Genomic DNA, 14,471 nt, shown 5'->3' with positions numbered 1-14,471 from the left:
CATTATCAAAATTGACTAATTATCTAATTAATCAACCCTTTTACTTCGTCAAAATTTAAACCTCCATAATTTCCGGAACTCATTAATAAAAGTGCCGAATTATCCAAGTTTAAATTAAACAGATACTCTTTAAATTCGTCCGGATTAGTATAAATGATAAGGTCTTCACGATTAAATGCTTTAGCTATTTGCTCATAAGTCACTTCTTCTAATTGCTTAATTTTTACAGCATCTGGAGAATAAAACACAACTGCAATATCTGCATATTCCAAAGCACCTTCATATTCTTTTAAAAACTCTGCATTTAAACTACTATAAGTATGTAATTCCAAACAAGCTACCAAAGTTCTGCTTGGGTATTGCTCTTTTACTGCTTTTGTAGTCGCAGCAACTTTACTTGGTGAATGTGCGAAATCTTTGTAAGCTACTTTTCCTTTTCCTTCAGCAATTTTTTCCAAACGTTTAGAAGCTCCTTTAAAACTTGCAATCGCTTCATAAAACTCAGCTTCATCTACACCCATATTTTGGCAAATCCATTTTGCACCGGCAAGATTATTTAAGTTATGGGCTCCAAAAACTTCAATTGGCATATCGCCTTCCGGAGTTTTTAATAAAGTCACACCATCACTAACGGTATATTCCGGCGTATGATATGCAAGTTTACGAATTGGATTTGTTGCAGCCTCAGAAACTCGTTTTACTTCCGGATCGTTTTCATTATATACCAAGATTCCACCATTTGTAATTTTTCCAATGAAAATTTCGAATTGCTCAACATAATTTTCATAAGTTGGAAAAACATTAATATGATCCCAGGCAATACCCGAAATCAAAGCAATATTAGGCTGATACAAATGAAATTTTGGGCGTCTGTCTATAGGAGAAGATAAATACTCATCTCCTTCCAGAACCATAAAATCATTTTCTTCGGTAAGATGTACCATCGTATCAAAACCTTCCAGTTGTGCACCAACCATATAATCAACTGCAATATTGTGATAATGCATTACGTGCAGAATCATCGAAGTAATTGTGGTTTTTCCATGAGAACCTCCTATTACAACACGCGTTTTATTTTTAGATTGTTCGTATAAAAATTCAGGATACGAATAAATTTTCAGTCCCAGTTCCTGTGCTTTTAACAACTCAGGATTATCCGCTTTAGCGTGCATTCCTAAAATTATTGCATCAATATCAGCAGTAATTTTTTCAGGAAACCAACCCAATTCAGCAGGTAAAATTCCCTTTTTCTCTAATCTTGATTTTGATGGTTCAAAAATAGCATCATCACTTCCTGTAACCTGATATCCCTTGTTATGCAATGCTAGTGCTAAATTGTGCATGGCACTTCCGCCAATGGCGATGAAATGTGTTTTCATTTAAATTCCAATTTTTTAAAATTACAAATTCCAATTATAACTTGGAATTCATTCTGAGATTTTATCTCTACGCGTCAAATTTTCGTTTCAACTCTTGTGCCTTTTTAGGGTCTTTTAATTTATTCAAATATAAATTATATAATTTTTGAAATGTGACTTTTGAATTGCCAATTTCGTCTGCTTTCTTATAATTTTTTTCTGCCGAATTGTATCTCTCAAAATACTCATCAATTCTTCCTCTCGAGAGATAACCATCTACAGGAGAAAACTGCGCCAACTCATTAGAATACGAAATTGCTTTAGATTCGCTGCCTCCCAAAATACCAGGCAACTGTAAATAGATTTCAATCAATGCCCATCTGGCCTGAACATGTTTCGGGTTTAATTCAATTGCCTTTTCAAAAGCTTCTTTCATATCACCAACCATCCCAAAGGCTTTTATTTTATTTACTTCAACGGCCCGCATTGCCAGACATCCTCCATATTTAAAAAAATAATCAGCAACTGTGGGTTTTAATTCTTTCAGTTTTTTAAAATATTCAGCACCTTTTACCCATGATTTTTGATGCGCTTCAATCTCTCCTAAATATTCGAGAGTTTTGATATCTAAAGGTTTTGTTTTTAAAATGGCTTCAAAAACAATTTGTGCTTCGTCATATTTTTTTGACAGAAACAACTTTTCCCCTTTTTCAAAATTCGTTTGTGACCATCCTAAAATGGGCATCAATAAAAAAAAGAGTAGTAGCTTTTTCATGTTCCAAAAATAAGGAAATATAAAATGCATCATTTGCTTTTAGAGATAAATTAGTAATTTGTACGAAATTTATTTAAACACGATTCCAACCTTTTTAGATAAACAGCACTCTATAAATAAAAATCCAATTTATGAAAAATGTATTTTTTGTACTCTTATTGATTTCAACAGTCGTTTTTGGCCAACAAAATGATAAAAAATGGGAAAAAGTGAGAGCTTTTGAAAACGAGGGCAAAATAAAATCGGCAAATGAAATTGTAACCAAAATTTATAAAAAAGCCATTGCCAGAAAAGATGAACCACAAATGATAAAATGTTTTTTTTATCAATCGAAATACACACAGGTTTTAGATGAAAATGCAAAAGCCAAAATTGTAGGCAATTTAAAAACCGACATTAATCGCGCATCCATCCCTTCAAAAGCGATTTTGAATTTAATTTATGCAAAATATCTAAAAGATTTTTCTAACGATTATGATGGTTATTCCGTTGTGGAAGTAGATAGCGTCGCCGTAATGGTAGATAGCGCTGCGGCTCTTATAGACGAAGTAGCCGCGACGATCGATACCGGTTCTGTTACCGGAATTAAAACTCCTGAAATCGATTCGATAGAAGTTCCGCATTCAAATTATGTCCCTCAGGAATTTACAACTGAATATGATGTCATTAATACTTTCAATAAAACATTAGAGAATGAAGCAATATTAAAAGCGACATCTCTAATGAAATATAAAGACATTTTTGATTTTCCGGATTTAGAAAAGTTTAAAGAAGAAAACTTATGGAATTATTTATTGAAAGAAAACATAACTTTTTTTACAGAAAAAATTCAACCTTGGAAAATCCAAAACAGTGATTTTTTAGCTCATAAAGAGCAACTCTTAGGAAATTCGAATGCATTTTTAAAACTAAATCTTGACTTTGTACAAGAGCCAAATGTCAAAAAGTTCTGGAGCTTTATCAAAAATTAGAAGCCGATAATTCAGCTTTAATAAACCAACTGGAACGCGCAAAATTCTGTCAGCAGTATTTATTAAAATCGGATGACGATTTTAGTGTTTTTTTAAATAAAATAGAAAAAGAAACTCAGGACAAAAATCTTATTCAGAATATAAAATTAGAACAAGCGCAAATTCTATTAGATCAAGCATCAAAAGAATTGCATCCAAACAACAACAATAAAGCTCTAGAGATATTGAATGAAGTAATTAAAATTAATGAAAATTCAAACTATGCAAAACAGGCAGTCTCTAAGAAATACGATATTTTATCAAAAATGTTAGTAATTCAATTTCAAAAAAATAGTTACGAGAATGAAAACACCAGAGCTTTTATTAATTATAAAAATGTCAATAAATTTAAGATTTCATTTACAAAATTGATCTTTTGAAAGTTGACCAGTTTAGTAGATTGTATGAAGTTAATCGAGATTCTTTAGCAAATTCGATAGTAAAAAATCAAAATACAGTAAAGACCGAAAATTATAATTTGATTGATAAAGAAAATTATTTTACATACTCGACAGAAGTATTATTACCAAAATTACCGGTAGGGAACTACTTAGCTTATTTTGAAAGCGATTCAGATTCAAAAGATCAAAAAGCATCTGGTTTTGAAGCCCTTACGATTTCGAACATTTCAGTTCTTGCTTCTAAAAAAGACAAAATCGAAAACTATCAGGCTTTAGATCGAAAAACCGGAAAGCCGCTAAAAGATGTCACAGTAGAATTTGGAGAAAAAAAAGCAAAAACAGATTTAAACGGAATCGCAACATTTAGTTCGGAAACCAACGAATATGATTATAATTACAGGCAGAAACCTATTAAACTTACACAAAACGGAGATAGTATCTTAGTACATAAAAACTATCTACCGTATACGCAGGATTACAAATTATCTGAAGATAATCGTTTGGAAGGAAAAATTGAATTCTATCTGGATCGCGCCATTTACAGACCTGGTCAAACTGTTTTTTATAAAGGAATCGCCATTCAAAAAAACAATAATAAGACAAATGTTACTGCTAACGCTACATTCAAAATCACTGTGAACGATCAAAACGGTCAGCTTGTAAAAGAATTTGAAGCTACAACAAATGAATATGGCTCTTTTTTTGGTGAATTTACAATACCAAAAACAGGGATAACTGGTAGCTATGTTATTAGTGCGCAAAAACCACAAAATTCATCAAATACTGATCAGGCTTATTGGGACAAAGTATCCATAAATTATAGCAATGCCACTATATATTTCCGTGTTGAAGAATATAAACGTCCTAAATTTGAAGCAACTTTTGATGCTAAAAAAGAAAGTTTTCGACTTAATCAGCCTGTTAAAGTAAAAGGTAATGCAAAAGCTTTCGCTGGAAGCAATATATCAGATGCTACTGTAAAATATACCGTAACGAGATATACTACGTATTTAAGGAATTATTACGGACGCGAGGAAAACGAAATTTTAGTAGTCGGAGAAACAAAAACGGATAATTCTGGGGACTTTATTATCAATTTTACAGCCGTCCCTCCTAAAAACAATTCGAAAGAGAATTTACCTATTTTCAATTATGAAATTTCAGCAACTGTTACCGATATAAATGGTGAAACACATTCTGCTCTCACAACTGTAAAAATTGGTTATCATGATTTAATCTTAAATGCTCAAATTCCCAATACGATTGAAACCAAAAACAAAAACGAAATTACTTTAAGTAGCACTAATTTAAATGGAGAATTTCTGGCAGTCAAAGGCGAGATAAAATTGTATTATTTAAATCCGCTTTCTGACAAATTCAAAACAAGAAAATTTGATAAGCCAGAAATCGAAACAATTTCTCCGGAAGATTTCGATAGATTATTTCCTTATGAAATTTCGGAAAATGTCACCAGCAAAAATCCATCAGAAACTTTATTATTCACGAAAAATATCGATACTCAAAAAGACAAAAAAGTACTATTGGATTTTATTTCGAATTATAAATCCGGTAATTACAAAATTGTCTTTTCAGCGAAAGACACCTTTAACAACCCAATTGAAACCACCTCTAACTTCATAATCAAACAAAGCAAGGATAAATTCAATCCAAGTAAATTGCTAAATGCAGAACAACTCAACAGTGATCCTAAAAAAGATGGTTTTGTTCTTGTAAAAATTACATCGATTATTCCGGAACTGTATGTTTTAACGAATGCCAACTATCAAAATAAAACCTATTTTGAAAATCTTGCACATTTACAAAATCATGAAACCACGGTTAAAGTTCCACTAAAAAAAGAATTTGAAACACAAATACTAATAGATTTTCAATGTGTATTCGATAATGATACTTTTACTGAAGCTATTACTATTCCGCTTAAAAGCCAAGAGCAAAAATTAGAATGGACAATTGAGAGTTTTAGAAATAAAATACAACCCGGAACAAATGAAAACTGGTCTTTTAAACTGAACGGTCTTAATACTAAAAACGAAGCTGAAGTTTTGGCTTCGATGTATGATACCTCCTTAGATCAGTTTTCTGTAAAAAATTGGGATCTTTTAAAATTTCAAGATAATTATCACAACGGCACAAATTTTAAAACAGGCTTGGGTTTTGATATTAGTTATGCATCTGTCGAAAATCTTAATGTAAGATTTCCACAATTAAGTTACAGCAATGTAGAAACTAGATTAAAATGGTTTGGTTTTAATTTTTATGACAGTAGATATGGTGACTCGCTGGGCATTACGATTACGGAGTTAAAAGATAAAAAAGTGGGAAGCGAAACAATAAAAGGAGATCCAGATGCTGTAATGACTGTTGACGAACCAGTTGGAGCGGGATCAGCAAAAGTGGTGGTTGAAGAAGATAGTCAGGTTTACAATACTGCTGCAGTAGATATGAAAGTAGATGAAGTCCGTTTTGTTAAACCTGTCATTGCGTCTGCACAGGAAACGACTGAGAATCCTCCATACTTTCAAACAAATAAAGTAAAATTCATTCCAGGTAAAAAGATTATCAGTGGGCTAACCAACATGGTTATCACTGCATCAACCCTATATGTAATTGATGGAGAAATCTCATCAGAAGACAATTTCAATAAAATAAATCCAGAAGATATTTTGGACATTGATTTTTTGACTTCAGATAAAGCAATCCGCATGTACGGAAGCAAAGCTGCAAACGGCGTAATCATCATTACAACAAAAAAAGCACTAGAAGCCTTAATCCAAGTAAAAGCAAGAAAAAACCTTTCAGAAACGGCTTTCTTTCTGCCAAACTTAAAAACCGATGCAACTGGAAAAGTAAGTTTCAACTTTACGTCTCCAGAAGCTTTAACCGCTTGGAAACTTCGATTGTTTGCACATAATAAAGATGCCGTATCTGGGTATTTACACAAAAGCGTTGTTACTCAAAAAGAATTGATGGTTTTACCGAATTTCCCACGTTTCTTTAGGGAAAAAGATACCATTGTAATCTCGGCTAAAATTTCAAATATTACCGATAAAGCCAAAACAGGAATCGCGATTTTACAACTTTTTGATGCTACAACCATGCAGCCTATTGATGTCAAAATGCTAAACGCAAAAAATGTTAGAAATTTCAATGTTGGTGCTTTTGGAAATACAACAGCCACCTGGACCATTTCTATTCCGGAAGGTTTACAAGGCGTTCAATATAAAATTCTGGCAAAATCAGGTGATTTCTCTGATGGTGAAGAAAACATTCTTCCTGTTTTGACTAACAACATGTTGGTTACAGAAAGTATCCCAATTTGGGTTCGAGAAAATTCCACAAAAGAATATACGTTTGAGAATTTAAAAAACAATAATTCTACAACTTTAAAAAATCATCAGCTTACGCTAGAATATACTTCAAATCCTTCGTGGATCGCGATTCAATCTTTGCCGTATTTAATGGAATATGAACACGAATGTGCCGAACAAACTTTTGCCCGTTTTTATGCGAATGCTTTGGCTTCAGAAATTATTCCGAGTAATCCGAAGATTGCAACTGTTTTTGAAGATTGGAGAAAGAACGGAAAATTGAATTCTAAACTGGAAGAAAATGAAGAATTAAAATCAATTATTCTGGCAGAAACTCCATGGCTAAATGATGCTCAAAGTGAAGATGAAAAGAAAAAGAATCTGGCTCTTCTGTTTGATTTAGAAAAAATGAAAACTTCGCAAGAAGCAACTTTTGATAAATTAAAGCAAAAGCAAAAACCTTCAGGAGGATTTTCATGGTTTGACGGAAGTGACGAAAGCGAATACATTACCAGACATATTCTGGCTGGTTTAGGTCATTTATCTAAACTGAATAAAACAGAAGAAACTAACACAAAAATTGATGCCATTGCCAAAACCGGAATTCCATTTCTGGACAATAAATTTTTAGAGTATTATAAAAGTCAGACAAAAAATCTAAAAGCCACAGAAAAACTAATCTGGATTAACCCTTATTCTGATTTGCATAATTTGTATACCAGAAGTTTCTATTTAGACAAATATCCACTTTCAGATACTTTGAAAAAAGCAACCAAATTATATTTGGAAACGGCTAAAAAAGATTGGCTTTCTTATTCTCTTTACGAAAAAGGATTGGCAGCGCTAACTTTAAATCGTTTTGGAGAAAAAGATACTGCCCAAAAAATCATTGAAAGTCTAAAAGAAACAGCTTCGAATAATGAAGATTGGGGAATGTACTGGATCGCGAATAAAGCTGGTTGGTATTGGTATCAGGCGCCTATAGAAACTCAGGCTTTATTGATTGAGGCTTTCGCCGAAGTAAATCACGATACCAAATCTGTAGATGCAATGAAAGTTTGGTTATTAAAAAACAAACAGACAAAAAACTGGCCAACAACAAAATCTACTACCGAAGCTATTTATGCTTTATTAATGCAAGGAAACGATTGGCTGTCTGTAAAAGATAATACGGTTATTAAAATTGGAGATGAAAAAATTCTAACTAAAAAATTAGCCGAAAACGAAAAAGAAGCTGAAACAGGATATTTGAAACTCAATTGGAAAGCCAATGAAGTTAAAAAAGAAATGGCTTCGATAAACATCCAAAACAAATCTAAAATTCCTGGATTTGGAGGCGTGTATTGGCAATATTTTGAAGATTTGGATAAAATCAAAACAAATTCAGGAGCAGTTTTATCAGTTTCTAAAGAATTATATCTAAAGAAGAATTCTCTAAAAGGCGATCAATTGGAAAGAATCACAGATAAAAACCCATTAAAACCGGGAGATTTAGTAACTGTTCGGTTAGTTATCAATTCTAAAGAAGATATGGAATTTGTTCATTTGAAAGATATGAGAGCTTCTTGTTTTGAACCTGTAAACGTTCTTTCAGAATATCAGTACAAAGATCGTTTAGGATATTATATGAGCACGAAAGATGCTGCAACACATTTCTTTTTTGATCATATCAACAAAGGAACTTATGTAATTGAATATGATATTCGGGTAAACAACAGCGGGGAATTCTCTAACGGAATTACAACAATTGAAAGTATTTACGCGCCGGAATTCTCAAGTCATACTAAAGGAATTCGGGTAAAAGTTCAATAAAAATTCCAAAAATAAAATTCCAAATTCCAAGAACAATGCAGCAAAGATTTTCCGCCACGAATTCACGAATTAATTAAAAAATTCGTGAATTCGTGGCGGAAAAAAAATGAAAAACCCGACAGGTTTTAAAAACCTGTCGGGTTTGATATTTATAATCAAAACTTCGATTATTTGATAATCGTCATTTCGTCAATAATATTTTTAGCTCCGGCGTATTTATCTATAATCCAAAGTACATAACGAATATCTACGTTGATAGTTCTTTGTAATTTAGGGTCAAAAATAACGTCTCCTGCCATCGCTTCTATGTTTCCGTCAAAAGCAATTCCAATTAATTCACCTTTTCCGTTCAAAACTGGAGAACCAGAATTTCCTCCTGTAATATCATTATCCGTCAAGAAGTTTACTGGCATATAACCTGCTTTATCTGCATATTGACCAAAATCTTTTGCTTTGTTTAATTCTAATAAACGTTTTGGTAAATCAAATTCCTGATCTCCTGCTTTGTATTTTTTTACCATACTTTCCATTGTAGTATAGTTATTAATTTTAGCATCATTACGAGGATCAGCAGGTAAAGCACGAACTTTTCCGTAAGTCAATCTTAAAGTTGAGTTGGCATCAGGATATTGAATCGCATTTAATTTAGACTCTCTTAAACCTTCAACTAATTTACGATAAGCTATTGCAAAACCATCATCAGCTTTTGCCTGATCATCTGTTTTAGCACGGTATTTAGTCAAAAGATCATTAGAAATAATGTACAAAGGATCATGCACAATTGCCAATGGTTTTGGATTAGCCATAAATGCCAATACTTTATCCTTAGTCGTAAAATAACTAATTTCTGTAGCCTTAGTTACATCTGCAGTAAAGTCACCATTATTTGCTGCTTTCATTTTTGCAATTTCCGGAGCAAGTCCATATTCAGCAGCTTTAGCAGCATATAAATTTAATTGTGCAGTTAAAACATCTTTTTCTAATGGCGCATAAAACTCTCCATAAATGTTATCAATCATTGCATTGATCTTTGGTAACATTTCGGCTTTTTTAGCATCATTCTCGTTATAGTAAGCAATTAATGCATTTCCTAAGTTAGCTGGCCCGGTTGCATAGTTTGATGTACGCAAAAGCTGCATTAAATAATTATCGTGAGTCGCTTTTGTATTAGTCTCTCTGTAATAATCATTGATTGTTGGAATTACATTTTCGTATTTTTCTTTATTAGCAGGTTTAGATGCCCACTCATAAAACTTATCTTCCTGTGCACTTTTTGTAGCTGCTGTTCCTGCTTTTGTTAAAGCATCGATCATACCTTGACGGTTTTTCCAGTAATTTGCTGTAGAAGCATATTTAGATGCGTACTGTAAACGAACTGTTGCATCTTTATCCATATACTTTTTCATTTGGTCCATTCCGGTTTTTGCACCTTCAACCCATGCAGGATAAGTAAATTTTACGTTTTGCTCAATTCCACCAGCTGGCATCCAACGGTTTGTTCTTCCCGGATAACCTAAAATCATGGCAAAATCATTTTCTTTTACCCCTTTAAGACTTACAGGCAAATAATGTTTTGGTTGCAAAGGCACATTATCTTTAGAATACACTGCAGGATTTCCCGCTTTATCTGCATAAACTCTAAACATAGAGAAATCTCCTGTTTGACGAGGCCACTCCCAGTTGTCTGTATCTCCACCAAATTTACCAACACTTTCAGGAGGAGTTCCAACTAAACGAACATCTGTATAATCCTGGTAAACGAAATAATAATATTCATTTCCTTGAAAGAAAGGACGAACAGAAACGGTATACTTTCCGCCTTCGTTGTTTTCTTTTTCAATCAAAGCAATTTCCTGCTGAATGATTTTGTTTCTTTCAGTTTCTGTCATTTTATCGTTTACTTTAGATAAAATTCTTTTAGAAACATCATCCATACGAACAAAGAAACGAACGTATAAAGATTTTGGCTTCATTTCGGCACTTCTTTCTTTTGCCCAAAAACCATCTTTCAAATAGTTTTGTTCTGCAGATGAAAGTTCAGCGATAGCATTATAACCACAGTGATGATTGGTTAAAACTAATCCGTCTTTAGAAACGATTTCAGCAGTACAACCTCCATTAAACTGCACGATTGCATCTTTTAAGCTATGGTGATTAATACTGTAAATTTCTTCGGCTGTCAGTTGCAAGCCCATTTTCTCCATATCTCTATGGTTCAACCTTTCGATAAACATCAAGAACCACATTCCTTCATCGGCTCTCACTGGTACCGCCATCAGACACATAGTCAAGAATAAAACTATTTTTTTCATGTTATTTTGTTTAAGTACTGCGAATATAACTCATTTTCGCAAAAAAAATATGTGTTTTAGCCAAAAACAAAACATATCAAACCAAAGCAAACATCATTTTGCGAAATTCATAATTTAATTAAACAAACATATAATTCCAAAAAAGCTGAATTAAGCATAAAAAATAACCCAAAAAATCAACAATCTGGTCAGATAATAAAACAATGAGTATGACATTTTGTAAAAATAAACTCTCCTTTGTAATACTTTGTAGAATCTATTTCTTACAATAAATATTATTGTAAATTTGCCAGTTCATTATAAAATCATAAAAAATGAAAAAATTATTAGTAGCAGTTGTTCTTTTTGCAACAACTATTGTAAGTGCACAAAAAAACTCAGTTTTAGTTGGTGGAAATGTTGGATTCTCTTCTGAAAAAATTGGTGAATCAAAACTTGAGAATTTTGAGTTCGCTCCAAAAGTTGGATATCAGTTTACTGACAACTGGACCGCTGGAGTTGAAGGTTCAATTATGAATGTAAAAACTACCGGATTAGAAAGTACTGAAAAATACAAAATTGGTGGTTTTGTGCGTTACTCTGTACCACTTTCTGAAGTATTCTCTGTTTTTGCTGATTTAGGAGCTGGTTATCAAAGTACATCTTTAAACGATGCAAAAGGAATCTATGCTAGTTTAACTCCTGCTTTATTCATCAATATGAAGAGAGGATTTGGTTTGAATTTCTCTATCGGGGAATTAACTATGATAATCTTGATGGAAAAAATGACCCAAGACAAGAACGTTTTGGATTTAATTTTGGAAAAACTTTTAGCATAGGAGTTTCTAAAAACTTTGGATTATAATTTTAAGATTTAAGAAATCTTAATTTCTTTGTTTTTTTCGTTAAAAGCAAAAAACCCGACAAGTAAAATTGTCGGGTTTATTTTTTTATGAACGATCTTACTCGTTTAGCATTTTCCAAAGTTTATCTTTCAAATCTGTAAGTCCTTGTTGCGCTACAGATGAAATAAACATATAAGGTACATCTTTAAAAGAGACATCTAACTCAGCTTTCAATTCTGCTTTAAGTTCGTCATCCAGCATATCGCATTTTGATATCACTAAGAGACGTTCTTTATCCAGCATTTCAGGATTGTATTTTGTTAACTCATTGACCAAAATATCATATTCTGCTTTAATATCCGGAGTATCTACAGGAACCAAAAACAACAATGTTGAATTACGCTCAATATGACGCAGGAAATAATGTCCTAAACCTTTTCCTTCGGCAGCACCTTCAATGATTCCAGGAATATCTGCAATTACAAAAGACTGAAAATCTCTATAAGCAACAATTCCTAAATTAGGTTTTAAAGTTGTAAAAGGATAATCTGCAATTTTTGGCTTCGCCGAAGTTAGCACAGATAATAATGTTGATTTCCCTGCATTCGGAAAACCTACCAAACCAACATCTGCCAAAACTTTAAGCTCCAGAATCACATCCATTTCAATTCCTGGCAAACCAGGCTGAGCATAACGAGGAGTTTGATTTGTAGAACTTCTAAAATGCCAGTTTCCTAAACCACCTTTCCCTCCTTTTGCAAGAACTCTTTTTTCTCCGTGTTCAGTAACTTCAAAAAGTGTTTCTCCGGTTTCTTTGTCTTTTACTACAGTTCCTAATGGTACTTCAATTATCTTATCATCTCCATCTGCACCGGTACTGCGGTCTCCTCCACCATCTCCACCATGACCGGCTTTGATGTGGCGGGCAAATTTTAAATGAAATAATGTCCAGAGTCCTTTATTTCCAACTAAATAAACATGTCCTCCACGACCACCATCTCCACCGTCCGGGCCACCTTTTTCAATAAATTTCTCTCTATGTAAATGCGTAGATCCTTTTCCTCCTTTTCCTGACGAAACGTATATCTTAACGTAATCTACAAAATTTCCTTCTGTCATTTTCTTTTTGTTTATGTATAGTTTAAAGTTTAAAGTTTCAGGTTTCAAGTCGGCACAATACACGTAACTTGAAACTTGAAACATAAAAAACTTGAAACAAATTTTCTCTACTCTTTCAATGCTTTCACAAGCACTTTATCAATCTTAACACCGTCCATATCGATAACTTCTAAGACAAATTTTTGCCAAACAAGCTTCTCTCCTTCTTTTGGAATATGTGAAAGCTCCGTCATAATCATACCGCTTACCGTATTCACTTCGTAATCATTTGTCAATTCATCCAACTCAAAATAAGTTAAGAAATCATGCAACGAATAATGTCCGTCAACCAGCCAGGATCCATCTTCTCTTTCAATAAGCTGAAATTCGTCTTTATAAAATTCTGATGCATCACCAACCAAAGCTTCTAAAATGTCATTCAAAGTAATCATTCCCTGAAAAACACCATACTCATCTGAAACTAAAGCATAATGAACACCCGTTTTTTTAAAATTTTCCAAAGCTTTGTAAGCAGTGGTCTGCTCCATTAAAAAAGGCGCCTCAGATAAAATTGAACTCAAATCAAAATTATCATTTTCGATATGAGCAAAAATATTTTTTAAGGTTACAACCCCTACAATATCATCATAAACATCCTTAAAAACAGGATAAACAGTATGTAAGTCCTGAACTACCAATTCTTTTATTTTGATTTTATCTGCATTTAATGGCAGCATATCTACAGACTTTCTGTGCGTCATTAACGAACTTACTTTTCTGTCTCCAATATGAAAAACGCGCTCAACAATGTCTTGCTCTATTTCCTGAACTTCACCAACTTCTGTCCCTTCTTTTATTATCGCTTTAATTTCTTCTTCGGTAACTTTTCCATCAGCTGTTGGTTTTATTTGCAAAACATTCAATAAAAAATCTGTCGAAGAAGTAAGAAGCCAAATAAATGGGGCTGTAACAATCGAAATAATCTTCATTGGCATCGCAAACATTTTTGCAATTGCTTCAGGATAATTTAAACCAATTCGTTTTGGAAGTAATTCACCTAAAACCAAAGAGAAAAATGTTAAAACCACAACCACAATTCCTACTGCGATTGAATGTGCATAAGGTTTTAAAACAGCAAATCCTGCAACAAACTGCTCTACATCTATTGTAATTTTATCCCCACTGTAAATACCTGTCAAAATTCCGATCAAGGTAATTCCAATTTGTACCGTTGATAAAAACTTATTAGGAGAATTAGCAAGGTCCAGCGCAATTTTCGCTCCTTTGTTTCCTTTTTTTGCTGCTGTTTCAAGTCTGTTTTTTCTAGCCGAAATCAGTGCAATTTCAGACATAGAAAAAACTCCGTTTAATAGTATTAGAAAAAATATTATTAGTATTTCCAATGTTTAGTAGATTCGTTATTCGTTTGGTTTGTTGTATTGTAATATTATTTGTTTTTTAGCCCCTGCAAAGCCCCGAGCTAAAAAAACTAATTTTTCCTCCCAGAAAACTGCAACCAACGGATGCTACTTTTTATGGTGTGGAAAAATAG

General features: G+C 33.0%; 8 protein-coding genes. 3 read left to right on the top strand and 5 right to left on the bottom strand.

Annotation, left to right across the window (positions count from 1 at the left end; all coding sequences use genetic code 11):
• Positions 1-23: 23 nt before the first annotated feature.
• Together OLM51_RS05545 and OLM51_RS05540 are read right to left on the bottom strand one after the other, a co-directional pair.
• Positions 24-1,379, bottom strand: a complete 1,356-nt coding sequence (locus OLM51_RS05545) for a UDP-N-acetylmuramate--L-alanine ligase (protein WP_264553385.1) — start codon at positions 1,377-1,379, stop codon at positions 24-26.
• Between the two features lie 67 nt (positions 1,380-1,446).
• Positions 1,447-2,133: a tetratricopeptide repeat protein gene (locus OLM51_RS05540; RefSeq protein ID WP_264553384.1), complete on the bottom strand. Its 687-nt coding sequence runs from the start codon at positions 2,131-2,133 to the stop codon at positions 1,447-1,449.
• 131 nt (positions 2,134-2,264) lie between these two features.
• Here OLM51_RS05540 and OLM51_RS05535 point away from each other — a divergent pair, with 131 nt between their 5' ends.
• Positions 2,265-3,104, top strand: a complete 840-nt coding sequence (locus OLM51_RS05535) for a hypothetical protein (RefSeq protein ID WP_264553383.1) — start codon at positions 2,265-2,267, stop codon at positions 3,102-3,104.
• Between the two features lie 415 nt (positions 3,105-3,519).
• The gene (locus tag OLM51_RS05530) at positions 3,520-8,685 is read left to right on the top strand and encodes an alpha-2-macroglobulin family protein (RefSeq protein WP_264553382.1); all 5,166 of its coding nucleotides are present in this window, start codon (positions 3,520-3,522) and stop codon (positions 8,683-8,685) included.
• Positions 8,686-8,852: 167 nt separating this feature from the next.
• Here the strand turns inward: OLM51_RS05530 and OLM51_RS05525 are convergent, their stop codons facing one another.
• Entirely contained in the window at positions 8,853-10,997 is a 2,145-nt protein-coding gene (locus OLM51_RS05525) for a S46 family peptidase (RefSeq protein ID WP_264553381.1), read from the bottom strand.
• A 314-nt stretch (positions 10,998-11,311) separates the two neighbouring features.
• On the opposite strand from OLM51_RS05525, the gene OLM51_RS05520 reads away from it, so the two are divergent.
• Positions 11,312-11,815 carry a porin family protein gene (locus OLM51_RS05520; protein WP_264553380.1) on the top strand — a complete coding sequence of 168 codons (504 nt, stop codon included), beginning with the start codon at positions 11,312-11,314 and terminating at the stop codon, positions 11,813-11,815.
• Positions 11,816-11,938: 123 nt separating this feature from the next.
• Here OLM51_RS05520 and obgE read toward each other — a convergent pair whose 3' ends face one another.
• Together obgE and OLM51_RS05510 are read right to left on the bottom strand one after the other, a co-directional pair.
• Entirely contained in the window at positions 11,939-12,940 is a 1,002-nt protein-coding gene (gene obgE / locus OLM51_RS05515) for a GTPase ObgE (RefSeq protein WP_264553379.1), read from the bottom strand.
• Positions 12,941-13,047: 107 nt separating this feature from the next.
• Positions 13,048-14,271: a hemolysin family protein gene (locus tag OLM51_RS05510; RefSeq protein WP_264553378.1), complete on the bottom strand. Its 1,224-nt coding sequence runs from the start codon at positions 14,269-14,271 to the stop codon at positions 13,048-13,050.
• Positions 14,272-14,471: the final 200 nt, after the last annotated feature.

Source organism: Flavobacterium sp. N2038 (genome assembly GCF_025947185.1).
Classification (GTDB): domain Bacteria; phylum Bacteroidota; class Bacteroidia; order Flavobacteriales; family Flavobacteriaceae; genus Flavobacterium.
This window is presented reverse-complemented; position numbering and strand designations above follow the sequence as displayed.

Coding starts and splice junctions, on each gene's coding strand:
- OLM51_RS05545 (WP_264553385.1), bottom strand. CDS start 1,379: ATGAAAACACATTTCATCGCCATTGGCGGAAGTGCCATGCACAATTTA.
- OLM51_RS05540 (WP_264553384.1), bottom strand. CDS start 2,133: ATGAAAAAGCTACTACTCTTTTTTTTATTGATGCCCATTTTAGGATGG.
- OLM51_RS05535 (WP_264553383.1), top strand. CDS start 2,265: ATGAAAAATGTATTTTTTGTACTCTTATTGATTTCAACAGTCGTTTTT.
- OLM51_RS05525 (WP_264553381.1), bottom strand. CDS start 10,997: ATGAAAAAAATAGTTTTATTCTTGACTATGTGTCTGATGGCGGTACCA.
- OLM51_RS05520 (WP_264553380.1), top strand. CDS start 11,312: ATGAAAAAATTATTAGTAGCAGTTGTTCTTTTTGCAACAACTATTGTA.
- obgE (WP_264553379.1), bottom strand. CDS start 12,940: ATGACAGAAGGAAATTTTGTAGATTACGTTAAGATATACGTTTCGTCA.
- OLM51_RS05510 (WP_264553378.1), bottom strand. CDS start 14,271: ATGTCTGAAATTGCACTGATTTCGGCTAGAAAAAACAGACTTGAAACA.